The following is a 22,800-nucleotide window of genomic DNA, read 5'->3' as shown; positions in this document are numbered from 1 at the left end:
TTTTTACTGTTTAAACTTGTTTATCGTTATCGTTTCAACAAGTTCCTTAATATTAATGTTATTCTTTTTAAGTATTAACTCAACAAACTCTCTAAAAACACCCTCACCTCCTTTTTTATGCAAAACAACATCAACATCGTCTTTAATATAATCTGGAGCACTCGAAGGTACTGCACTAAAACCTACATTTTTTAATAACTGAAAATCGTTAATATCATCTCCAATATATGCTACATCTTTTAAGGTAATTGATAAAGAATCACATAAGTTTTCAATTAGTTCTAATTTGTTTTTAGCTGCTAAATACAAATAATCTACCTTTAATTTTTCAGCCCTTCTTTTGACTGCTTTAGAGTTTTCTCCAGTAATAATACCAGTAGGAATATTTAGCTCTTTACAGAATAAAATACCAGCACTATCATAAGTGTTGAATTTTTTAAATTCATTTCCTTGTTCGTCATAATACATTCCTGCATCTGTCCAAACTCCATCAATATCTGTTAGTACTAATTTGGGTAACATTTTATTCAATATTATTCAAGTAAATAATTTCATCCTTTGGTAAATCATTCTTTAGTTTTTTACCAATAATTAAACTTTTATCAATCCATTTAACACCATCTCCTGGACTTAGTAAATGAATATCTTCTTCTCTTAAAACTGCTCCTTTATTTAGATCTTTATTACTTGCAATAGACCTTTCTAATTTATGTCTTGCAGAATCAACTGAATCTTCAATTTTCATTAATTCTTCTCCAAATGAATTTTCAAGATTTCTTATATCCCTCATCATTCTATATATTCCATCAACACTTAATGAACCTGCTTGATCAGTACCTTTCATTTGTCTATCTAATGTGATGTGCTTTTCAATAACTTCAGCACCCATTGCAACTGCAGCAATTGGTGTAGCAATACCAATAGTGTGATCTGAATAACCAATTTTATAGTTAGGATACACTCTTTTTAGATAGGTGATTGTCTTTAAATTAACGTTTTTGTACTCCGTTGGATATTGAGAAACACAATGTAAAATAGTGATATCATTATGGTGTTTTTCAATAACATTTAAAGCATCATTAAGTTCTTTTTCTCCCGCCATTCCAGTAGAAAGAATAATTGGAATTTTAGTTTCTGCCATGGCCTCAAGTAGCGGTAAATTTGTTAAATCTCTTGATGCTACTTTTAGTTTATCAGGAGTAAATAAATTTAGCATTTTAAGACATGACGGTGCACAAAGTGTTTCTACAAAATCAAGTCCTTTTTCTTTGGCATAATTATAAACATCTAAATGTTGATGATCATCCAATTCAAGAAATGCTCTATGTTCCCCATAAGTTTTACCAAAAGAATTTGGAGAATCATAAGGTCGACTCATTTGTGATGCAGATAACTCATAATCTAAATCTCTTTTTGTAAGCTTTACTGCATCCATTCCTTTTAATACTGTTCCAAAAAGCTTATCATCTACTTGTCTGGTTACAACATCTACAATAAGTTTAGCTATATCTACAGAACCATTATGATTTTGTCCTATTTCTCCTATTATATAAGCCATCTATTTACTATTATTTTTTATTTCTAATTCCATTAATCTCTTTAAATCCTCTTGTTTATTCAGAAAATTTAATAACGAATCTATACTTCTATCTTCATTTCCTTTATACCAATTAAAGTAGATGTTTTTCAAATTCTCAAAATCTTGTTGTGTATCTAAAGTACAACGAATATTAGTTGAGCGTATATTTAAGTCATTGAATTTTACGTTAAATAATCCTTCGTTATTAGTGTAAACGCAATTGGTAACATGTTCTTGGCAATGTGAATTCCCTTTACTTAAAATTTTATTTAAAGCATTTGTACTTACAATCTCAGCAAAAAACCCATAATGTGTTAAAATACTAGGTGTTCCATTTACGCTGAAAGCTAAATAATCCTCGTTTTGATAATCTTGTAATAATTCCTTCAAGAGGTTACTACTTAAAAAAGGATTATCAGAACACACCCTAATAATTGTATCTAAGTTAAATTCACTAGCACAATCTGTAAATCTCTTAAGCACATTGTTTTCATCTCCTCTAAAACACTTAATCTGGTGTTTCTTAGCTACAGTTACTAAAACATCGTTCTCTTCCTTTATAGAGGTAGCTAGTATAATAGGAATGTTTTTAAAATTCTTCTTCAAGTTTAGAATTAGAATATCTAAAAATGTGATTTGATCATCAACAGGAAGTAAGATTTTATTTTTCAATCGAGTTGATCCTACTCTTGCTTGAATAATTATTCCTTTACCAGTCATTTCTCTAATTATTGTTAATATACCAATTATACATTCTATGAATTCCTTCCTCTAACTCAACTTTATGTTTCCAACCTAGTTTAGTTAACTTATGCACATCGGTAACCTTTCGCATTGTACCATCTGGTTTGCTTATATTAAACTGTAATTCTCCTTTAAACCCTACTTCTCTCTTCACAATTTCAGCTAATTCTTTTATCGAAATTTCTTTACCGGTACCAATATTAATATGTGTGTTTTTTATGTCTCCTTCTACTTCATTTATAACATTATTGAAATGTATTTTCTCCATTATATAAATACAAGCATCAGCCAAATCTTCACTCCATAAGAACTCTCTTGTTGGCTTTCCTGAACCCCAAATCTCTACACTATTTTCAGATACACCGAATTTCCTTAAATAAAATTTTGCCTGTTCTATAGATTCAACATCTAAATCTTTAATAACTTCTGTTTCTTTTTTTTCCGATAGTAATTTTGCCAAATGCATTTTTCTAATAAGAGCGGGTAAAACATGAGATTTCTCCAGATCGAAATTATCATTAGGACCGTATAGATTTGTTGGCATTACAGAGATAAAATCAGTCCCATACTGTAAATTATAACTCTCACACATTTTAATACCTGCTATTTTCGCAATAGCATATGGTTCGTTTGTGTATTCTAATTCTCCTGTTAATAATGAATCTTCTTTTAAAGGTTGTTCTGCATTTTTAGGATAAATACAAGTACTTCCTAAGAATAAAAGTTTTTTTACATTATGCCTATAACTTTCATGAATCACATTATTCTGAATCATCAAATTATCATAAATAAAATCTGCTCTATAGGTATTATTCGCCATAATACCACCAACTTTTGCAGCGGCTAAAAAAACATATTCTGGTTTTTCTTTATTGAAAAAAGATGCGGTCTCAACTTGATTTGTTAAATCAAGCTCGTTGTGTGTTCTAGTAATGATGTTTGTAAATCCTTTTTGTTCTAAGTTTCTTACAATAGCACTACCCACTAATCCACGGTGACCAGCTACAAATATTTTAGATGACTTAATCATAATCTCTATGTGTATTATGATCCTTTTGTTTCAAAAAAGCTTCTTTCTTCATTAACTCCAAATCACTCACCATCATTTCTTTCACCATATCTTCTAAAGTGTATTCTGGAATCCAACCAAGTTTTTTCTTTGCTTTTGACGCATCACCAATTAACACATCTACTTCCGTTGGACGATAATAATGTGGATCAATTGAAACAACAGTTTTTCCTATTTCTATGCTATAATCGGTATTGCTGCATGATTTTACTATTCCTTTCTCTTCTTTTCCTTCTCCTTCAAACTCTAACTCCACACCAATTTCTTCAAAGGCTAATCTCACAAAATCTCTTACTGTGGTAGTTTTTCCAGTAGCAATAACCCAATCTTCTGGTTCTTCTGCTTGTAAAATCATCCACATCATTCGAACATAATCTTTAGCGTGTCCCCAATCTCTCTGAGCATTTAAATTTCCAAGATACAATTGGTCTTGTAATCCTAAAGCAATTTTTGAGACGGCTCTTGTAATTTTTCGAGTAACAAATGTTTCTCCTCGAATTGGAGATTCATGATTAAATAAAATTCCGTTACATCCAAAAATATTATAGGCTTCTCTATAATTTACTGTAATCCAATATGCATACATTTTTGCTACTCCGTATGGACTTCGTGGATAGAAAGGAGTCGTTTCCGATTGCGGAATTTCCTTTGCTTTCCCGAATAATTCAGAGGTAGCAGCTTGGTAAAATTTTGTTTTTTTCTCTAGCTTTAAAATTCGAATTGCTTCAAGTAAACGTAGTGTTCCTAAACCATCGACATTTGCTGTATATTCTGGAGTTTCAAATGAAACATGAACATGACTCATTGCAGCCAGATTGTAAATTTCATCTGGTTGTACTTCTTGGAGAATTCTGATTAAATTAATTCCATCAGTCATATCTCCATAATGAAGAATCAAATTTCTGTTATTACTATGAGGATCCTGATAAAGGTGATCTATTCGTTGGGTATTAAAGCTAGATGATCTTCTTTTTATACCATGAACGATATAGTTTTTTTCAAGTAAAAGCTCAGCTAGATAAGCACCATCCTGCCCTGTAATTCCTGTAATTAAAGCTACTTTTTTCATTCCTCTATAAATTCATAAACATGATCCTTTAAAATAACTTTTACAAGGAGTTCTAATTTCTTTCTTTGTATTCTTCTAAATACGTATTTAGTTGAACTAATAATAAAAAGACAACCATTAAACCAAAGCCAACTAAAGCAAATTGAAATCCTTTATTCTTTTCAATTTCTCTTACTTTATGTCCAATAGGTTGAAAATTAGAAACAATATTAATTACCTCTGATTTCTCAGATAAATCATCATTTACCTCAACAAGATTATCGTTTAATCGTAAACTCGTTTCAAAAAGTTTCAATTCTCTTTCTGATTTATTTCTACTTTGAGCAAGATCTATAGTGGTTCCAGAATTGCTCTTTTTAGCCTCTTCTAATAAAACTTTCTTGTATAAACTGTGAAGAGAATCGGCTTGTTGCAAATTCTTTTTAAGTAAAGAACTAGTCCTTTTTAAATTCTCTTTTTTATTTCCTTTTAAGGTTTTGAAATAATCATTATTTATAATTGAAGAGATTATAGGCTGACTTAATTTTTGAAAAATATTATCATTTAATGATTCAACAGAAATTTCATGAATATTATAATCTACTTCAGTAAATGTTTCTTTAAACTTTTTGTAAGAATAACTCTTTACTGTAGCGGTATCAATAGATTGCATTAACTCATCAAAAGAAGTTAAAATGTCGTTTTCATTAATAACGGGTTTAATAGAGAATTTTTTTAATGATTTTGCTTCATCTTCACTAATTCCAAATATCTCAGATAAATCCTTACTGTTCTTCTGTTTTACTAAATCATTATAGAAGTTTACGTTATTATATAATTGTCTTGAACTTCCAAAGTTTGGTTTAACATAAAGGTTTGCTTCATATTTTGTTCCGTTTTTATACTCAATTATAAAACCAACAACACCTCCAATAAGAGCAGCAATTGAAAGTTTGATAACGTTTGTTTTTAGAAATAATAACGCCTCAATTAAAAACTTAAAAATTACATTAAACATTGAAACGATAAGATTTCCTAGTTTTGAAAATCCTTTACCAATAATTACAAATAAAGAACCTAAGTCTACTTCCTCGTTATCTTTTACTTGTTTTGACATTTGTCTTATTTTAATATTTGTTCTAATATTCTTTGTGTGATCGCATATGTTGGTGTTACACCGCTCATTCCTAAACCACCAGATGCTAATGTTGCTCCAGTTTCTAGCGGATTATCCGAAGCATAATATGCATATCTTACCTTTACATTTTCACCAATAGTTTCTCTAATTCTTGAAGCGGATTGAATAGCTTTTTGATAATGTGCTCCTTCCATTTCTAATCCGATTACTTTCCAAGTTGAATCGTGGAAAAACTTCAATAAATCTTTATTTTGTAAAGATGTTCCTAATACCGTAACCATACTTCCATCAAAAACCTCAACTCCAAATCCTTCTAAATCTTCTTTGGTCAACTCATTTTTAAAAGGATAGTTATCGGCTGTTCCTTCGAAAACGTGAGCCGAAGGAATCATGATATCTCCTTTACCTCCTTCTAATATTCCGGCTTTACCCATTATAGAAACGGACTCTACATTTAAAAGATGTGTATTTGTTCCATCTTTATATGGTTTTAATAACTCATCCATTGTTTCATAAGCCTGCTCACCAAATGCATAATCCATTACAATTATTACAGGTTTCTCTCCACCTTTATCTTTTGAAATTAAATCAGAGTCAAATGAAATTTTAGCTGTATCAATTACCTGAACATTAATATTTGTTCCTGATTTGTCTTTCAAATAAATCAATCCATTTTCAGAAGCAAAATTCTTTACCGCTGTTTGTAATGGTTTACTATCACTATTACTTAACAGTTCAAATAATGAAAACCCTACATTGGTATTTGCTTCATTTGGAATTGCATTTTTAGCATAGATAGAATTTAAAACACTATGCATGTTAGCACTAATAATATGAATTGGTCTTTCTATTAAACCTTCTTTTAATAGTACTTCTTTAATATCATTTGCCCAACGCTCTCCATGGTAATGTCTTCCAATCTCTTCTGATAATACCGAACTAAAACGAATAGATCTTTTCTTATCATGTAACTCTTCGTTAATCGCTAATTTTCCTAACCAGTAAATTAAATGGAAAAAACGATGCGGATTTTCTTCGGTAGAGAAAGTATTGTATGATTGATAAACCTCATCATATGTTCTTCCTAAAATACTTCCAAGATGCACCATTAATACATCTTTTTCCTTATCAGATAACGTTGTGTTATTTACAACTACATCTTCAAGGTTAGACCATTCTCTAGTAGTTTTTCCGGCATCAGAAAGTAAAACTCTATCTTTTATCTTATGCGATTCAATAAATAAGAAAGTAAGATGAGTTAAAATATCATAGATATCAGATCTTCCTCGAGTAATCTCAATATTCATCTGATCTTTATCTATTCGATAACAGTTTCTTCTACGTTTTGGAGGAACAATACATTTAAAATGAGAATTTCTATAACCTTCGTCAGCTGTTAAATTGATAAATTGACATTCCTCAATTCCTTCTGGTAAACGCTCAATGATATATGTTAATCCGTTTAATTCTGATTTCTCCTCTGCAATAGAACCATAAATCTCTGGTCTTAATAATAAAAGTGATTTTCTCAGTGTTTCTCCTGAAACACCCATTGGTTTATAAAATCCTCTACTAAAAAGGTGACGCATAGAAATGTATAATCTTTCTATGGCATTTGTTGATTCTTGTGCTCTTGTTCTTTCTTTATATACTTTGGTCATATGTTTACTTTCCGTTTGCTAATATTTTTTGATATTTCTCAGTGTCGTTTAAAATCTCAACTGCTTTTTTAATCGTTTCGTCATTTTGAAGATGATATTGATAAACACCTTTTTTGTAAAAGTATTGTTCTAATATTTCATCTTGAATTTCAGTCATCAAAATATCTTTATTCGTTGTGATTGATGCTATCTTTTGGTTCTCTAATTGTTTTAATAGCTTGTTATAATCACTTGAAATGGCTTTATTATTTTTTACTGATTTATATGCCTTTTTGAATAATGCTTCTTGCTTACTTGTAAAGGTTGTGTCTTTAGATTTCAAATAACTTTTAAATGCATCAAAATCTGAATTCCCAAAAGCAAAATTTTCAAGTGTAGGCTTTGCATTGTTTCTAACATAATCGGTTGCAAAATTGAAAATTGCCGAAGAACCTAATAATTTCTTTGTTTCATCCGTTTTATCAGCAATTTCAATTACAATATCTGGAGTAACTCCACCACCATCTTTAACCGTTCTTCCGTTTGTAGTTTTAAAAGAGTTTACGATTCTATCAGAAAACTTAGGAACTTTTCCTGTTTTTAAATCACGATTTGCATAATCTAATTCCTGAATACATCTACCGCTTGGTGTATAATATTTTGAAATTGTTGCTTTCATTTGAGTTCCATAACTCAAATCAAAATAACGTTGTACCAATCCTTTCCCAAAAGATCGCTGTCCCATCACAACTGCACGATCATAATCTTGTAATGCTCCAGACACAATTTCTGATGCAGAAGCAGATCTTCTATCAATTAAAACTACTACTGGCATTTCTGTATCTAACGGAGTATTACTTGTACTGTATGTTCTAGAATTTTTTCTTGTTTTACCCCTGGTGTCTACAACTTTTTTACCCGTTGGAATAAACAAATTGGTAATATTAACAGCATCAAACAAAGATCCTCCTGGGTTACTACGAAGGTCAAAAACCAATTTTTTCATTCCTTTTGATTTCAGTGCTTCGATAGCATCTTTAACTCCATCTGTTGCTTTACGAACTGTAAAACGAGTTAAAATAAAATACCCAGTATCCTCATTAATCATATCGTAAAAAGGAACCGGATTGTCTATGATTTTATCTAACTTCAATCCAAAGTCAAGGTTTTTATTTCCTCTTTCAATTTTTAAAGTTATAGGTGTTCCAGGAATTCCTTTCAATACTTGAGATAATTGCTCTCTTTCTAATTCCTCTAATTTTTGATTGTTTACAACTGTAATTACATCTCCTACTTTTAATCCTGATTTATCTGCTGGAAATCCTTCTTTTACAGATACTATTAGAATTCCTTTTTTCGTATACTTTGATGAAATTCCAATTCCTCCATATTCACCTTCTCTTCTGATTTTTGCATCTTCTACTTGCTGCTCATTATAAAAACGTGTGTAAGGATCTAAATTTTCTAATGTGTTATTGATTGCTTTTGATGTTAAATCTCCTTGATTCAATTCATCAATATAATTTATATTCAATGTTTTATACACATTGTTATATATCTGAATTTGTTTAGCAATCTCGAAAAAACGATCTTGAAACGAAAAAGAAACTATAACAACAGTTACTACAAGCAGTATAAGATTTTTTTTATTCCTCATTTTTAGATGTTTTTTCTATAAATAAAGTTAATAATTTTCTCATTTTATCTTCAATATCGGCATATTTCCACTCCTCTTTTGCAAGATAAGAAATCATGAACACATAGGGTTTATCAACTTCTGAATAAACGATTTCCTTTTGCAAACGATACGATTCTCTTAATAAACGTTTAATTCTGTTTCTATCAACAGCTTTTTTAAATAATCTTTTAGGAACGGAAACTCCAACTTGAGTGGGGTATTTCGAAGTATGTTCGGTTTGTAAATACACCATTTTCAATGGGAACTTTTTTATCGATTCTCCTTCAGAATAAAGCCTCCCAATTAGTTTTCTACTTTTTAGTCGTTCTTCTTTACCAAGTGTAAATTTCATTATTACAAACATACGTAAACTAAAGCTATCATTTGTTTTTTTACTTATTTTTGAGAAAATCATTTTTATGAAATCCGACTTATTCCAATCACCTGATTATTACCAACTAGATGAACTTTTAACTGATGAACACAAATTAGTTCGAAATACTGCTAGAGATTGGGTGAAAAAATATTTATCTCCAATTATTGAAGAATATGCACAACGATCAGAATTTCCACAGACTTTAGTTAACGGTCTTGCCGAAGTTGGAGCCTTTGGGTCTTATATTCCTGAAGAATATGGAGGCGCTGGTTTGGATCAGATTTCTTATGGTTTAATTATGCAAGAATTAGAGCGTGGAGATAGTGGAATTCGTTCTACAGCATCTGTACAAACTTCTTTAGTAATGGGACCTATATATAATTATGGAACTGAAGAACAACGTAAAAAATATTTACCAAAATTGGCCTCTGGTGAATGGATTGGTAGTTTTGGTTTAACAGAACCTAATCATGGATCTAATCCTGGAGGAATGGAAACTAAGTTCAAAGATATGGGAGATCATTACTTATTAAATGGTTCTAAAATGTGGATCTCAAATTCTCCTATTTGTGATGTAGCTGTTGTTTGGGCAAAAAATGAAGAAGGAAGAATTCATGGTTTACTTGTTGAAAGAGGAATGGAAGGATTTTCAACTCCAGAAACAAAAAACAAATGGTCTTTACGTGCTTCTATAACAGGAGAGCTATTATTCGATAATGTAAAAGTTCCTAAAGAAAATTTACTTCCGAACAAGTCTGGATTAAGTGCTCCATTGAAATGTTTAGATCATGCTCGATATGGAATTGCATGGGGAGCAATTGGTGCTGCAATGGATTGTTATGACACCGCTCTGCGATATGCAAAAGAACGAACGCAATTTGGAAAACCTATTGGTCAATTTCAACTTCAACAGAAAAAGTTAGCTGAAATGATTACGGAAATTACAAAAGCTCAACTGTTAGCATGGCGACTTGGTGTTTTAAAAAATGAAGGTAAAGCAACTTCTGCGCAAATTTCAATGGCAAAAAGAAATAATGTGGCTATGGCTTTGGAAATCGCTCGAGAATCAAGACAAATATTAGGTGCTATGGGAATTTCTGGTGAATACTCTATTATGCGACATGCGATGAATTTAGAAAGTGTTATTACCTATGAAGGAACTCATGATGTTCACTTACTAATAACAGGATTAGATATTACAGGATTAAACGCTTTTAAATAAAAAAGCTGCCAAGTGGCAGCTTACAACGTGTGTTAATAGCGTCGGGGGGTGAGTTTAGTGATTTAAAGCGTAGCTTGCGCCTTTTGCGCACTCAATTAAAGTCACTAATAAGCTCTTTATAATTTGATCTAATCTTTTAAGTAATATTGTTGTCATAATTCCTTTATTTATATTACTGACTAGCAGTGTTTTAAACGTTACAATTCAAAGATAGACAGGATTATTAATTTAAAAAAAGGGATTTCCGCAATAAAAAATGCATTTTTCCGTAATTTATTGATTTTCAAATAAAAAAAAGCTGCTTTTAAGAAAAGCAGCTCTCTCAGTTTGGCTATTAACCGATTAGTGGTGAATGGCGTAACCAGCTCCTTTACCACATTCAATTAGTGTTAATATAATCCCCTTCAAAATTTGATTAATCCTTGTAGTTAATAGTGTTCCCATAATCCCCTAATAATGTTTTTTTGTTATCCCTAATTGGTTACAACACAAATATATAACTGATTATCAATATATTAAATTGGTTTTCCGCAATTAAAAGTGTGATTTTCCGTAGTTAGATTTAATATAACTTACAAAAACAAGAAAGCCACTTAGTTAAGCGGCTTTCTTAATTCGTGATTTTAAATTTACTAGTGATTTAAAGCATAACTTGCTCCTTTAGCACACTCGGCTAATGCTGTTAAAAAGCTTTTTACAATTCTGTCGATTTTTTGAAGTAATAATGTTGTCATAATCCCTATATTTTATTGTTAGTTAGTAGTATCTAATTAATTACAATACAAAGATATAACAGCTTTACAGTCTAAAAAAAGGGATATCCGCAACTTGAAATGTAATTTTCCGAACACCTGTTTTTACTCTAATTTATTTCCATAAAAAAAAGCTGTCGATAAAGACAGCTTTAAAGAATTTAAGTTTGTTCTTTTTAGTGTTGAATTGCATAACTAGCACCTTTTGCACATTCTGCTAATGCTGTTAAAAACCCTTTTGCAATTCTATCTATTCTTTTAAGTAATATTGTTGTCATAATCCCCTTATTTTATATTGTTAATTGTTAGTATCTAATTAATTACACTACAAATATATAATAGCTTTACAGTCTAAAAAAAGGGATATCCGCAACTTGAAATGCAATTTTCCGAACACCTGTTTTTAAACTGAAATTATGTCCATAAAAAAAGCTGTCGATAATGACAGCTCTAAAAATTTGGTTAATTGTTTTTTAATGTTGTAATGCATAGCTCGCAGCTTTGCCCCATTCGCTTAAAGTTAAAACGATCCCCTTAATAATTCGCTTAACTTTTTTGATTAATAACTTTCCCATTTTTTTAATTTAAAAAATAATCCCTAAAACTTGTTATTAAAGAATAACACTGCAAATATAGAACGCAATTCAAGCCTAATAAAAGGGGATTGCCGCAGATTAGGATGCAATTTTCCGAATTCTCGTTAGGGGTTTTTCCTATGAACATTCCAAATGATTGTTTATTTGTTAAGATTTTAAGCTTACGGTAATTTTTCTTTTAGTATTTTAGGAAGGTAACAAATTTTAACCTTTCAAATTATGAATCTTTTAAAACCCTTTCAAAAGAGGCTATTGATAATAGCTTCAATCATCTCGTTATGCTTTTTTTATTCTTGTGCAGAAGACGAAATCAATAATGAAGATGTTTCGCAACAACTCAGCGAAGTCAACTTACTTACAACAGTAAATGAAAAAAACTTTCAACCTCCAAATGAGATAGTTACCAAACTTGGTGAAAAGTATGGAATGAAAACTGAAGAGATCATTGAATCTTCAAAATCATCTGAAAAAATCTATTCTGGAATAACAGTTAATATATATAAGGTATCAACTCAGTCGCCGCATCCAGATGGATCAGGAAGAAGTATTCAAATTTCTGGTGTTGTTTTAATTCCAAAATATAAAGACCGTATTGTATGGTTTAAAAAAGAAAAGATCCCGTATCGTATTAGATTTGTAACTCCTTTTACATATACGAGTAATTCATCTGCAGCGTCAGTTTCTTATAATAATATATTTAGCATTCCAGATGAGATAGATCAATTAGTACCATTAACTATGATTGCTCAAGCTTGGACTGGTAAATTTGCAGTGTTTGTTCCAGATTATCCAGGATTTGGAGATTCCTTCGGAGATTGTTTTCCTCCATTTGTGAATAAGGATGCTCACAACCGCTCTAACTATGATTTCTTAAAAGCGGGAATTCAGCAGTTAGAAAACATGGGTTATGAACTAAAGGATGAAATGCTAATTCAAGGATATTCTCAAGGTGCATTTTCAGCCATTCAATTTGCTAGATATCTAGAAACAAATAACCTTAAAAAAGTAAAAGGTCTTTCCGCTGGAGGAACACCAGCTTTACTAGACAACTTTATTGTTAAGGCTCGTTCAGAAAGTTTTCATCCACATCCGTTCTTCTTCCCATATGCATATTACGGAATGAAAGAGAACAATCTGATTTCTATTGGTGAAGACAGAATTATTCAATTGAACAAATTTGCATCTACTCAACAATATGATAATTACGATCAAATACGAGCGTTATATGATGGAACAAATTCAATTTTAAAACTTCAATTCGCTCTACCTAATATACCTAGTAGATTATTGATGAGTGATTTTATCAATGCAAATCCTAATGATCAGAATTCTGATTATGCCAACTTTTTTAATACGTTACGAAAAAACAGCATTCAACCTTGGAACAATAGATGTCAATTTAGAATGTATCATGGTAAGTTAGATAATGCAGTTTATACGAGTCAGGCTTTTGAATATTATCAAAAACATAAAAGTTTTGGAGGTTCTGTAAGTTTCGATTATACCTTAGGAGAACATATTACAGGATATTTGCCATTCCTACTGAAAACCAATGATTGGTTTTGGGATTTAAGATAAATACTACAAAAAAGGTCTTCAAATGAAGACCTTTTTTATTCAAACCAAATTATAGTTTTTAATCTTTAAAAAATGCACTCACAATTGCCAACATCATTCCAATAAATGTTGTGGCGTTGGTGGTAATACTTTGAGAAGCATCTGCGTTTAACATCGCCCAAACTACAATGGAAGCAATTCCGACTAAGATATATGCCCAAGCATATAACGTTCCTAATTTTTCTTTTAGTTTCTCTTCGTTTGCTCCCATTGCAAATTCGCCAACTCTCTGCATTTTTATTTTTCCTGCAGTTGCAGAACTTCCTCCTGTATTCATTGCATCTACGCCGTCATTATCAGTTTTTACACCAAAAGCAGCAGCAACTATTCCTCCAACAAGACCTGTTAAGGCACTTGCCAAATACATTAAAACAGGACTAGTTTCTGGATTTTTTTGTCCTTTTAATTCAAAAGCTTCTTTAAAAAGTAAGACCGAACTGATAATGTAACCTAAGAGAGCTACTATTACCAAGAAGTTGATAATTCCTTCTTTTCCTCTCATTATTAGTAGTTTATGGTTAGTATACTCAAATGTAATAGAAAAAGAAATCAATTACAACTCCACTAAATTTCATAAAAAAACCTTCTAGAAAAGAAATTTCTAGAAGGCCATATAATCCCCTAAAATGTTTTCACCCTTATGTTTCCGCGGATGATCACTGATACAAATGTATATTAAAGTCACATTTTAATAAAGGGGATTTCCGCAATTTAAAATGTGGATTTATGCAAACCCTTAAAAATCAGATAAAAAAAGAACCTCCCAAACAAAAGTTTGAGAGGTTCGCATTATACTAATCTCTTATGGTAATTTATAATCCCCAAAATGAATTACCTGATTGATTTGATACAAAGTTATGTGAACATCCTCTCAGAAAAAAAGTAATATCCGCAGATAAATATGTGGTTTTATGTAACCCAAAAATTAAGCAAAAAAAAGAACCTCCCAAACGAGCGTTTGAGAGGTTCAAGAATACTAATCTCCTACAGTAATTCCTTCCCCCAACGTGAATTACATGATTGATTCTGGTACAAAGCTATCTCATATTTTCAGGTTAAAAAAAGGGTTTTCCGCAGATTGAAATGTGGATTTATGTACCCTAAAATTAAACGCAAAAAAGAACCTCCTAAGCTTAACGCCTAAGAGGTCTTTTGTCTTTCTTTTACTCTTTTCAGTAATTCTTCCCTAAAGAATTTGTTTCATGTAAGTGATACAAAGATATAAGAGATTAGAAGCACTGGAAAGGGGATATCTGCAAGCTAAACTGTGGTTTTCCGCAAAATTAATCTAGGATACCTAATTCCTTAGCTTTTAGTACTAAATCAGTGTTATTATTTGCCTGAAGATCTGTTCTTAGCTTAGCTAATTTATTTTCTATTGATCTTATTTTAAGCAAACTACCGTCATCTTTAGTAATAATTCCTTCAAGGTTACTAATTTTTGGATGCTTTGGTAATTCCTTTAATATTTGAATAGCCACATCATCCATTTGAATATCTATTAAAGCACGTTTCAACAACTTTTGATGAATTTCATGTGTGTAATATACTTCACCAGACAACATTTTATCAATGGCAAAATTTAGCTCAGCTGTATTACACTTTCCTTTTAATAAATATGCATTTGGATTTAAATTCTGAATTACATTAAATACTCTATTTGTTTCAGAATGTCCAGTAATTACACCAACTTTAATTGGAATTTCTTCTTGTTTAATGGTTTTAATTAAGTTTTCGCCACTATCGATTCTTGAGTTCTCGCTAGCGTTATCAAAACTTAAATCGGTAAATAAAATTTGAAAGGGGGTCTCTGTTAATGCTACCTTAATTTTAGAGAATGCTTCATCGCAAGAATTGGTTGTTTCTATCTCTAGATTATCAATATCTTTAATGTACGATAGTATACCTTCTATAATTAACTGGTGATCATCTGCAATTAATATTTTTATCTTATCAGGCATTTAGAGGTGTTTGGATGATTATTTTAGTTCCTTTTCCTACCTCACTTTCAATGGTTAATGTTCCGTTTAAATCTTGAACACGTTCTTGTAAGTTTAGTAATCCAATTCCCTTTTTTTGCGTAGCGGTATCGAAACCTTTACCGTTATCTGCTACATCCAAAAATACAGATTTTTTATGTATTGAGAAATTAATTGTCATTTTAGAAGCTTCTGCATATTTCTGACAATTTTGAATACACTCTCGTAAACTCAAATAAAGTAATCTTTTGATTGATTTATTTGCTTCGGACCAATCAATCTCTTTTAGTCCGTTAACTTTTATAATAAAATCAGGAGAAAAATAATCGCTTACCAAATTTAGAATTTGATCTCTAAATGGAACGTCTTCAAAACTCACACTACTCAACTGGTGAGAAAGATTACGAACATTATCTTTTACCAACTCTAACTTTTGAGCCTCCTCTAATAAAAATGATTTTTCTAGCTTTCTATGTAGTAAACGTAAATCACCAGCAACCTCGTCGTGCAAAGATTTTGCAATTTGTCTTCTTTCTTGTTCTCTTGCCTCTATTTTTTGCAGTTGTGATTGAAACAAAAGCTTTTTTCTTCTAAATCTAAAAAATGAAATACTTGATAAAAGAAACATTATACTAATTCCTGAAAGAAGTAAACCAATAGTTGCACGTTGTTTTTGTAATTCTGCTTCCGCTAATGTTTTTTCATTCTCGACTTTTAACTCTTTATTCTCTTTTTCAGTTTTATCCGTTTCATAACGGATTTTGGCAAATTGGTTTTTCAACTGCCTTTCCTGTTGAAAAAGACTATCGTTAAGAGTCATATATTCTCTTAAATACTTATTAGATTCCTCTACTGTAGAAAGTTCAGATAACTTTTGTAGTGCCTGTAACCAACGTTTATTATTATGAGTTTCCTTTGCATATTCCAATGCTTGATTAGCATGAAATTTAGCTTTACCAACTCTTTTCTCACTCGTATAAAACTCAGATAATAAAACGTGAGTGATACATAAATCACTGTAGTCCTTCTGATTTTCTCTTATTTGAATAACCTCATTATAGTTCTCTTCAGCAAAACCCTTTTTTCCTAGTGCAATACTGCTATAAGTTAAATTCTCTAACAATAAAGCATAATGAATTGGATGTTTCTCTTTTAAACTATCAAACTGCAATCCTTTTCTAAAATATTCAACAGCAGTATTATGAATACTATCCTGCTGATATAATAAGCCCAAATTGTTATGAAAACGAAGAAAACTTACTTCTTTTCTTGATTTGTCCTCTATTAACTCACTAATTTTATAGGCCTGCTTATAATACTTAATAGCTTCTCTGTCTTGATTTAATTCTTCAGAAACTAAACCCAAATTATTATAAACACTTTCTAAAAAGGTATAAGATTTTATTGGCTCTAAATACTGTAATGCTTCAACTGAACTAATTTCGCTTCCCAAATAATCTTTAGCTCTTCTTTGCATTACAGCCATACTTAGAAGTCTTCTACCAACATTTAAGGAATCTCCGATATCCTTAGAAATACTTTTTGAAGTATTATAATAGTAATAAGCACTATCATATTGAAATCTCACCCTATATGATAATGCCTTGTAATGAAAGTACTTTGCTAGAACCAAAGAATCCTTACCTGAATTTGATAACTCATAAAGTTTATTAATTGACTTTTTTAAACCTAAAGAATCTTTGTTGCGGTAAGACTTTAATCCATCATCAATAACTTTTGCCGTAATGGAATCTATTCTCTTTTGAGAATAAGAAGAGTAAGCTACAATAAAAGCAATTAGAAAAAAACGCATAAGATTAATATAATTAAAAAACCATCATAATATGATGGTTTTTTATTCATAAATATAGTACTTATTTTATAATTTTTTTCCTCCTCCTTCTCCATCTCCGCTAGATCCACCACCACCGGTAGTCATTCCTCCACCGTTATTGTCATCTCCTCCTGGGAACTTCATTGTTTCTGTTTTCTGAACGTAAGTAATTTTTTTCATGATTTAAAAAAATTTAAATGTTAATATTATGTATTCTATCTCTCAAATTAAACATTTTAGTTGAAAAACACAAAATCTACATATGTTAATAGTATTCTAAACTTTTCCCCGCGTTTGTTGAGGTTAGCAAATTTTTTTGTTTTTCTAGAGCTATTTCTTTGAGCGACATTAATATATCAATTCTCAAAACAATAACTGTTTTATTTTTCGAAAAAGGGGGATTTTCCTGTGGGTGGTTTCAATTTTTGCGAAAATATGCAAAAAAAATTAGAAATTTCTTAATTCAATCACAGAAATATTACAATCTGCAAGAAACTTTTAACATCAAACCATTATGGGATTCTAAAATAAATTTAGAATAATAGAAAATTAGAGATTACTTCGTCATTCTTCCTCGTAATGACGGAATGAAACGTCATTGCGAATGGAATAAAATGGAATGAAGCAATCTTTAAGTTTAGGACTAAATCAGAATTATTAAAAAGACAGATTACCTCGTCGTTACCTCCTCGTTATGACAGAAATTATATATATTTATCTTTATGAAAAAGAGCTATGTATATTTTCTTACCAATAAAAATAATACGGTTATTTATATTGGGGTTACTAGTGATATAGAGAAAAGAATTCTTCAACATAAAACAAAAGTATTTAAAGGTTTTACTTCTAAGTATAATTGTAATAAACTGGTTTATCTCGAAAAGTTTGATTCAATAAATGAAGCAATTATAAGAGAAAAACAATTAAAATCAGGGAATAGAAAAAGAAAAGAAGGTTTAATAAATGTTTCGAATTCTGAATGGATTGATTTATCTAAAGATTGGGTTTTTCATACGAATTAACAGATTACTTCGTCATCCTTCCTCGTAATGACAATTCAAAACGTCATTGCGAATGGAATAAAATGAGTGAAGCAATCTGTTTATCCTGAATTTAATTCAGAATTAAACAGGAATTTGAACTAATACACTTGTACCATTTCCTTTTGAGCTTTGAACTCCAAAAATTCCTTGTAACTTTTTAACTCGTGCTTCCATGTTTTTAAAACCGATTCCTTCAGCTTTCTCTGAAGCATCAAAACCAATACCATTATCTTCTATTTCTAAAGAAAGATTATTATTGGATTCTTTAATGGCTACAGAAACTGTGTTTGCTTTTGCATGCTTGATTATATTCTGTAAAGCTTCCTGAAGAATTCTGTAAATATCAGTTTTAATATCTTTCTGTATGATATCCCAATTGATCTCTTTGGCTATATCAACTTTGTAATTCAAATCAGCAATTGTACTTTTCTCTTTAATCAGCTCATTAATTACTGCGTTAAAATTCTCTGAAGAACTACTCGGAGTGTAACTCAATTTATGTGAGACTTCTCGAATTTCTTTTTCAATATCCTGAAGCTCATCTAATAGTTGACCATACTTTTCTGCTTCTTCTTTACCTCCTGCTACAGGTAAAAAACCTAAACCAAATCGTGTTCCAAATAATCTTCCTAAAATACCATCGTGTAATTCTTGAGCAATTCTATCACGTTCATTATTAGCAACTCTAACTTTATCTAATTCTGCCGTAAAAGCTGCTTGTCTTTTCTTTAAGTTGAAAAACAGAATACTAATTCCAAGACCTAACAAACTAAAAATAGCCAAAAACCAACCCCACGTTTTTTGTTGTTTTTGCTCTAAAATTTCTAATTCTTTCGATTGATTTTCTGCTGTTAATATGGCGTTTTCTTTTTCCTTTTTTTCTGTTTCAAAACTTATTCTTGCAAATTGATTTTTAATATCTCTTTCTACTTTTTGAAGACTATCAGAAAGTTCAATGTACTCTCCCAAATATTTCTTAGCATCTCGGTTATTTGACATTTCAGATAACTCACTCAAACTTTCTAGTACAAATCTATTATTATTAGTTTTTCTTGAGTTTTTTAACCCTTCTAGTGCAAATTTTCTAGCTTTTAAAACTTCTCCTTTTTTTTGATAGTAGCGTGCAATATTTAAATACACATTACTCAAATTTACCCAGCTTTTCTGTTTAATATAAATGTCTCTAGCTTCATTATATTGAACTAATAAACCATCGTATTTTTTTAACTTAAAATTACAAGCAGCTAAATTTTCTAATAGCAATGCATAGTTTAATGGGTAATCTTTTTTTACATTTTTAAATGATAATCCGTTTTGAATATACTCTTTTGCCTTGTCATACTCTTCTAAATTCATATACGCTCCGGCAATGTTATTATTGATATACAAATAACCTCGGTCTTTCCTTGTTTTATTAACAATTAAATCATTTAGTTCTAATGCCTTTTTATAATATGTTAGTGATTTTTCATACTCATTCCTTTCTCTAAAAACCAATCCTAAGATATTATATGCTGTTTTGGTATACATATAAATATCTGGATTATCTTCACTCGCCAACGGCTCTAAATGTTTTAAGCATTCAACCAGACTTTCTTCGCTACCAATTAAATCTTTATTGACTCTTTGCAAACCCGCTAACCCCAAATACCTCAATCCGACTTCAACAGAGTCCTTTAAGCTTTTTGAAATGTTTTTGGCTTTGTAATAATGATAGTAAGCACTATCTGTTTCAAAAGTAATTTTTGAGAACAAAGCTTTATACTGATGGTATTTAGCCAATAAAACCGAATCTTTTGTTGACTTATATAAATTATATACCGCTCCAGTATATTCTTTTAGTTTAGCTGTATCTCGCTTGTAATAAGCATTCAAACCTTCTTTTATAATACTATCTCTTTCGGTAGTTTTTTCTTGACCAAAAACGAAGGCAACAGTAAAAAAAATAAAAACAAAAAAACGCATACTAATTATTTTTTAAGTTTCACGAATAAATCCCACAACACTACACCGCAACTTACGGAAATATTTAAAGAATGTTTTGTTCCTAATTGAGGAATTTCAATACAATTATGAGATGCAGATACAACTTCTTGCTGTACACCTTTAACTTCATTACCAAAAACAATGGCATACTTTTCTTCTTTAGCGACAGTAAGTTGATTCAATTTTGTACTATTATCTGCTTGTTCAATAGCAAATACTTTAACACCTTCGTCTTTTAATTTTTCAACTAACGTTAAGGTATCTTCTACATATTCCCATGCTACAGATTCTGTAGCACCTAAAGCTGTTTTATGAATTTCTTTATTTGGAGGTGTGGCTGTAATTCCACATAAATAGATCTTCTCAATTAAAAAAGCATCTGAAGTTCTAAAGACAGAACCTACATTATTTAAGCTTCTAATATTATCAAGTACAACAATTATCGGAGTTTTTTCTGCTTCCTTAAATTCATCAACAGAAATTCTTCCTAACTCATTATTTCTTAGTTTGCGCATAGTTTTAGTAACCATTTACGTCATTGCGAATCCCGAAACTTCGGGATGAAGTAATCTGTAAATTCAGAATTAAATAGGAATTTGAACTAATACGTTTGTCCCATTTCCTTTTGAACTTTGTACTCCAAAAATTCCTTGTAACTTTTTAACTCGTGCTTCCATATTTCTAAAACCAATTCCTTCAGCTTGCTCTGAAGCATCGAAACCAACACCATTATCCTCTATTTCTAAAGAAAGATTATTATTGGACTCTTTAATGGCTACAGAAACTGTGTTTGCTTTTGCATGCTTGATAATATTCTGTAAGGCTTCCTGAAGAATTCTGTAAATATCAGTTTTAATATCTTTCTGTATGATATCCCAATTGATCTCTTTGGCTATATCAACTTTATAATTCAAATCAGCAATAGTACTTTTCTCTTTAATCAGCTCATTAATTACTGCGTTAAAATTCTCTGAAGAACTACTCGGAGTGTAACTCAATTTATGTGAGACTTCTCGAATTTCTTTTTCAATATCCTGAAGCTCATCTAATAGTTGACCATACTTTTCGGCTTCTTCTTTACCTCCTCCTACAGGCAAAAATCCTAAACCAAATCGTGTCCCAAATAATCTTCCTAAAATACCGTCGTGTAATTCTTGAGCAATCCTATCACGTTCATTATTAGCAACTCTAACTTTATCTAATTCTGCTATAAAAGCGGCCTTTCTTTTCTTTAAGTTGAAAAACAGAATACTAATTCCAAGACCTAACAAACTAAAAATAGCCAAAAACCAACCCCATGTTTTTTGTTGTTTTTGCTCTAAAATTTCTAATTCTTTCGATTGATTTTCTGCCGTTAATATGGCATTTTCCTTCTCCTTTTTTTCTGTTTCAAAACTTATTCTTGCAAATTGATTTTTAGTATCTCTCTCAGCAACTTGTAAACTGTCTGAGAGTTGAATATAGGCATCTAAATAATTATTAGACTCTTTCTCGTTAGTAACTTTAGATAAGTTATAATAGGATTTTAAAATGTATCTAGTATTTCCTGATTTTTTAGCATAATCAAGAGCTTTTAAGCCATATTCTTTTGCTTTCTTTAGATTTCCTGTTTTCAAATAAAAGTCTAGAATGTTAATATGAACAGCACTTAAATCAAACAAATTCCCGTTCTTCAAACGAATATCTATTACTACATTATAGTTTTTTAAAACGTCATCATATCGTTCTAGATTAAAACTTGATTCAGTAAAGTTTTCCAAGAATAATCCATAGTTTGAAGGGTAGTTTTCTTTTATATTTTCAAAAGCTAAACCTTCTTTAAAATATTCAATTGCTTTCTCATAATTATTCATGTTCATATAGGTTACACCTATATTATTGATTAGATATAAATATCCTTTTTCCTTTCTTCCTTTATTAACTACCTTTTCATTTAACTCTAATGCTTTTCTATAATATTTTAGGGATTCTTCATATCGCTTCCTTTCAAAAGAAATTAAACCTAAAATATTATATGCTGATTTTACATACATGTAAATATCAGGATCGTCCTTACTCGCCAAAGGTTCATGATACTTTAAGCATTGAATTAAATTTTCTTCACTTCCAATCCAGTCTTGGTTCATTCTTTGTAATCCAGCAATACTTAAATAACGTAATCCTACTTGCAATGAATCTTTTAGCTTTTTTGATATTTCAAGAGCTTGATATTGATAGTAATAAGCGCTATCATTTTTAAATGTGATTTTAGCTCTTAACGCGTTGTATTGATGATATTTTGCTAGTAAGGTTGAATCATTTGTTCTTTGGTACAAGTTAAATACAGCCCCTGTATATTTCTTTAATTTAACTGTATCCCTCTTAAAATAAGCATTTAATGCCTCTTTGATAATACTATCTTTTTCAGTGTTCTTGTTCTGACCAAATGAAAAATTAATAACAAACAAAAAAACAAGAATGTAACGCATGGTTAATTTGTATTAATATTTAAAAAATGTG

Annotated in this window: 19 protein-coding genes; 3 read left to right on the top strand and 16 right to left on the bottom strand. The window is 30.5% G+C overall.

Translation table 11 applies throughout. The features are described from left to right. Positions 1–3: 3 nt before the first annotated feature. Genes ABNT61_RS12130 through rnpA form a run of 9 tightly spaced genes read right to left on the bottom strand, consistent with a single transcriptional unit; the run spans position 4 to position 9,248 of the window. Positions 4–522 carry an HAD-IIIA family hydrolase gene (locus ABNT61_RS12130; RefSeq protein ID WP_348743412.1) on the bottom strand — a complete coding sequence of 173 codons (519 nt, stop codon included), beginning with the start codon at positions 520–522 and terminating at the stop codon, positions 4–6. 1 nt (position 523) lies between these two features. After that, positions 524–1,558 (bottom strand): N-acetylneuraminate synthase family protein, encoded by a 1,035-nt coding sequence (locus ABNT61_RS12125; protein ID WP_348743411.1) that lies wholly within the window; start codon positions 1,556–1,558, stop codon positions 524–526. Further along, positions 1,559–2,299, bottom strand: a complete 741-nt coding sequence (locus ABNT61_RS12120) for a cytidylyltransferase domain-containing protein (RefSeq protein WP_348743410.1) — start codon at positions 2,297–2,299, stop codon at positions 1,559–1,561. It lies immediately after the preceding gene. 4 nt (positions 2,300–2,303) lie between these two features. Further along, complete coding sequence (locus tag ABNT61_RS12115; RefSeq protein WP_348743409.1) at positions 2,304–3,353, bottom strand: GDP-L-fucose synthase; 1,050 nt, start codon at positions 3,351–3,353, stop codon at positions 2,304–2,306. Then, entirely contained in the window at positions 3,346–4,461 is a 1,116-nt protein-coding gene (gene gmd, locus ABNT61_RS12110; RefSeq protein ID WP_348743408.1) for a GDP-mannose 4,6-dehydratase, read from the bottom strand. The genes ABNT61_RS12115 and gmd overlap by 8 nt, the downstream gene beginning before the upstream one ends. A gap of 52 nt (positions 4,462–4,513) precedes the next feature. After that, complete coding sequence (locus ABNT61_RS12105) at positions 4,514–5,557, bottom strand: hypothetical protein (protein WP_348743407.1); 1,044 nt, start codon at positions 5,555–5,557, stop codon at positions 4,514–4,516. Positions 5,558–5,562: 5 nt separating this feature from the next. Further along, positions 5,563–7,239 (bottom strand): DUF6909 family protein, encoded by a 1,677-nt coding sequence (locus ABNT61_RS12100; protein ID WP_348710742.1) that lies wholly within the window; start codon positions 7,237–7,239, stop codon positions 5,563–5,565. A 4-nt stretch (positions 7,240–7,243) separates the two neighbouring features. Further along, positions 7,244–8,875: a S41 family peptidase gene (locus tag ABNT61_RS12095; RefSeq protein ID WP_348743406.1), complete on the bottom strand. Its 1,632-nt coding sequence runs from the start codon at positions 8,873–8,875 to the stop codon at positions 7,244–7,246. Further along, entirely contained in the window at positions 8,865–9,248 is a 384-nt protein-coding gene (rnpA, locus tag ABNT61_RS12090; protein ID WP_348710745.1) for a ribonuclease P protein component, read from the bottom strand. The genes ABNT61_RS12095 and rnpA overlap by 11 nt, the downstream gene beginning before the upstream one ends. Positions 9,249–9,315: 67 nt before the next feature. Here rnpA and ABNT61_RS12085 point away from each other — a divergent pair, with 67 nt between their 5' ends. Both ABNT61_RS12085 and ABNT61_RS12080 read left to right on the top strand, forming a co-directional pair. Beyond that, positions 9,316–10,494 (top strand): acyl-CoA dehydrogenase family protein, encoded by a 1,179-nt coding sequence (locus ABNT61_RS12085; protein WP_348743405.1) that lies wholly within the window; start codon positions 9,316–9,318, stop codon positions 10,492–10,494. A 1,567-nt stretch (positions 10,495–12,061) separates the two neighbouring features. After that, positions 12,062–13,420: a hypothetical protein gene (locus tag ABNT61_RS12080; RefSeq protein WP_348743404.1), complete on the top strand. Its 1,359-nt coding sequence runs from the start codon at positions 12,062–12,064 to the stop codon at positions 13,418–13,420. A gap of 58 nt (positions 13,421–13,478) precedes the next feature. Here the strand turns inward: ABNT61_RS12080 and ABNT61_RS12075 are convergent, their stop codons facing one another. The 4 genes from ABNT61_RS12075 to ABNT61_RS12060 form a co-directional block, all read right to left on the bottom strand. After that, entirely contained in the window at positions 13,479–13,961 is a 483-nt protein-coding gene (locus ABNT61_RS12075; RefSeq protein ID WP_348743403.1) for a hypothetical protein, read from the bottom strand. A gap of 781 nt (positions 13,962–14,742) precedes the next feature. Further along, on the bottom strand, positions 14,743–15,420 hold the full coding sequence (locus tag ABNT61_RS12070) for a response regulator transcription factor (RefSeq protein WP_348710752.1): 678 nt from the start codon (positions 15,418–15,420) through the stop codon (positions 14,743–14,745). Next, positions 15,413–17,251 (bottom strand): ATP-binding protein, encoded by a 1,839-nt coding sequence (locus ABNT61_RS12065; RefSeq protein ID WP_348743402.1) that lies wholly within the window; start codon positions 17,249–17,251, stop codon positions 15,413–15,415. Before ABNT61_RS12065 ends, ABNT61_RS12070 begins: the two co-directional genes overlap by 8 nt. Before the next feature lie 66 nt (positions 17,252–17,317). Beyond that, positions 17,318–17,452, bottom strand: coding sequence for a hypothetical protein (locus ABNT61_RS12060; protein ID WP_348743401.1), 135 nt, complete (start codon positions 17,450–17,452; stop codon positions 17,318–17,320). Positions 17,453–17,994: 542 nt separating this feature from the next. On the opposite strand from ABNT61_RS12060, the gene ABNT61_RS12055 reads away from it, so the two are divergent. Next, the gene (locus ABNT61_RS12055) at positions 17,995–18,294 is read left to right on the top strand and encodes a GIY-YIG nuclease family protein (RefSeq protein WP_348743400.1); all 300 of its coding nucleotides are present in this window, start codon (positions 17,995–17,997) and stop codon (positions 18,292–18,294) included. Between the two features lie 102 nt (positions 18,295–18,396). On the opposite strand, the gene ABNT61_RS12050 is transcribed toward ABNT61_RS12055, so the two are convergent. From ABNT61_RS12050 to ABNT61_RS12040, 3 genes are all read right to left on the bottom strand, one after another. Further along, on the bottom strand, positions 18,397–20,280 hold the full coding sequence (locus ABNT61_RS12050; RefSeq protein ID WP_348743399.1) for an ATP-binding protein: 1,884 nt from the start codon (positions 20,278–20,280) through the stop codon (positions 18,397–18,399). Between the two features lie 5 nt (positions 20,281–20,285). After that, entirely contained in the window at positions 20,286–20,816 is a 531-nt protein-coding gene (locus ABNT61_RS12045; RefSeq protein WP_348743398.1) for an RNA methyltransferase, read from the bottom strand. 69 nt (positions 20,817–20,885) lie between these two features. Next, entirely contained in the window at positions 20,886–22,769 is a 1,884-nt protein-coding gene (locus ABNT61_RS12040; protein ID WP_348743397.1) for a tetratricopeptide repeat protein, read from the bottom strand. Positions 22,770–22,800 lie beyond the last annotated feature (31 nt).

Origin of the sequence: Tenacibaculum sp. 190524A05c (assembly GCF_964036595.1) — a bacterium.
GTDB lineage: Bacteria > Bacteroidota > Bacteroidia > Flavobacteriales > Flavobacteriaceae > Polaribacter > Polaribacter platacis.
Note: the sequence above shows the minus strand (reverse complement) of the source record. Positions and strands in the feature narration are given on the sequence as shown.

Excerpts from the sequence above, each read along its gene's own strand:
- ABNT61_RS12130 (WP_348743412.1), bottom strand. The coding sequence starts at position 522 with ATGTTACCCAAATTAGTACTAACAGATATTGATGGAGTTTGGACAGAT.
- ABNT61_RS12120 (WP_348743410.1), bottom strand. The coding sequence starts at position 2,299 with ATGACTGGTAAAGGAATAATTATTCAAGCAAGAGTAGGATCAACTCGA.
- ABNT61_RS12075 (WP_348743403.1), bottom strand. The coding sequence starts at position 13,961 with ATGAGAGGAAAAGAAGGAATTATCAACTTCTTGGTAATAGTAGCTCTC.
- ABNT61_RS12100 (WP_348710742.1), bottom strand. The coding sequence starts at position 7,239 with ATGACCAAAGTATATAAAGAAAGAACAAGAGCACAAGAATCAACAAAT.
- gmd (WP_348743408.1), bottom strand. The coding sequence starts at position 4,461 with ATGAAAAAAGTAGCTTTAATTACAGGAATTACAGGGCAGGATGGTGCT.
- ABNT61_RS12060 (WP_348743401.1), bottom strand. The coding sequence starts at position 17,452 with ATGAAAAAAATTACTTACGTTCAGAAAACAGAAACAATGAAGTTCCCA.
- ABNT61_RS12080 (WP_348743404.1), top strand. The coding sequence starts at position 12,062 with ATGAATCTTTTAAAACCCTTTCAAAAGAGGCTATTGATAATAGCTTCA.
- ABNT61_RS12095 (WP_348743406.1), bottom strand. The coding sequence starts at position 8,875 with ATGAGGAATAAAAAAAATCTTATACTGCTTGTAGTAACTGTTGTTATA.
- ABNT61_RS12070 (WP_348710752.1), bottom strand. The coding sequence starts at position 15,420 with ATGCCTGATAAGATAAAAATATTAATTGCAGATGATCACCAGTTAATT.
- ABNT61_RS12050 (WP_348743399.1), bottom strand. The coding sequence starts at position 20,280 with ATGCGTTTTTTTGTTTTTATTTTTTTTACTGTTGCCTTCGTTTTTGGT.
- ABNT61_RS12045 (WP_348743398.1), bottom strand. The coding sequence starts at position 20,816 with ATGCGCAAACTAAGAAATAATGAGTTAGGAAGAATTTCTGTTGATGAA.
- ABNT61_RS12055 (WP_348743400.1), top strand. The coding sequence starts at position 17,995 with ATGAAAAAGAGCTATGTATATTTTCTTACCAATAAAAATAATACGGTT.
- ABNT61_RS12105 (WP_348743407.1), bottom strand. The coding sequence starts at position 5,557 with ATGTCAAAACAAGTAAAAGATAACGAGGAAGTAGACTTAGGTTCTTTA.
- ABNT61_RS12065 (WP_348743402.1), bottom strand. The coding sequence starts at position 17,251 with ATGCGTTTTTTTCTAATTGCTTTTATTGTAGCTTACTCTTCTTATTCT.
- ABNT61_RS12125 (WP_348743411.1), bottom strand. The coding sequence starts at position 1,558 with ATGGCTTATATAATAGGAGAAATAGGACAAAATCATAATGGTTCTGTA.
- ABNT61_RS12085 (WP_348743405.1), top strand. The coding sequence starts at position 9,316 with ATGAAATCCGACTTATTCCAATCACCTGATTATTACCAACTAGATGAA.
- ABNT61_RS12115 (WP_348743409.1), bottom strand. The coding sequence starts at position 3,353 with ATGATTAAGTCATCTAAAATATTTGTAGCTGGTCACCGTGGATTAGTG.
- ABNT61_RS12040 (WP_348743397.1), bottom strand. The coding sequence starts at position 22,769 with ATGCGTTACATTCTTGTTTTTTTGTTTGTTATTAATTTTTCATTTGGT.
- rnpA (WP_348710745.1), bottom strand. The coding sequence starts at position 9,248 with ATGAAATTTACACTTGGTAAAGAAGAACGACTAAAAAGTAGAAAACTA.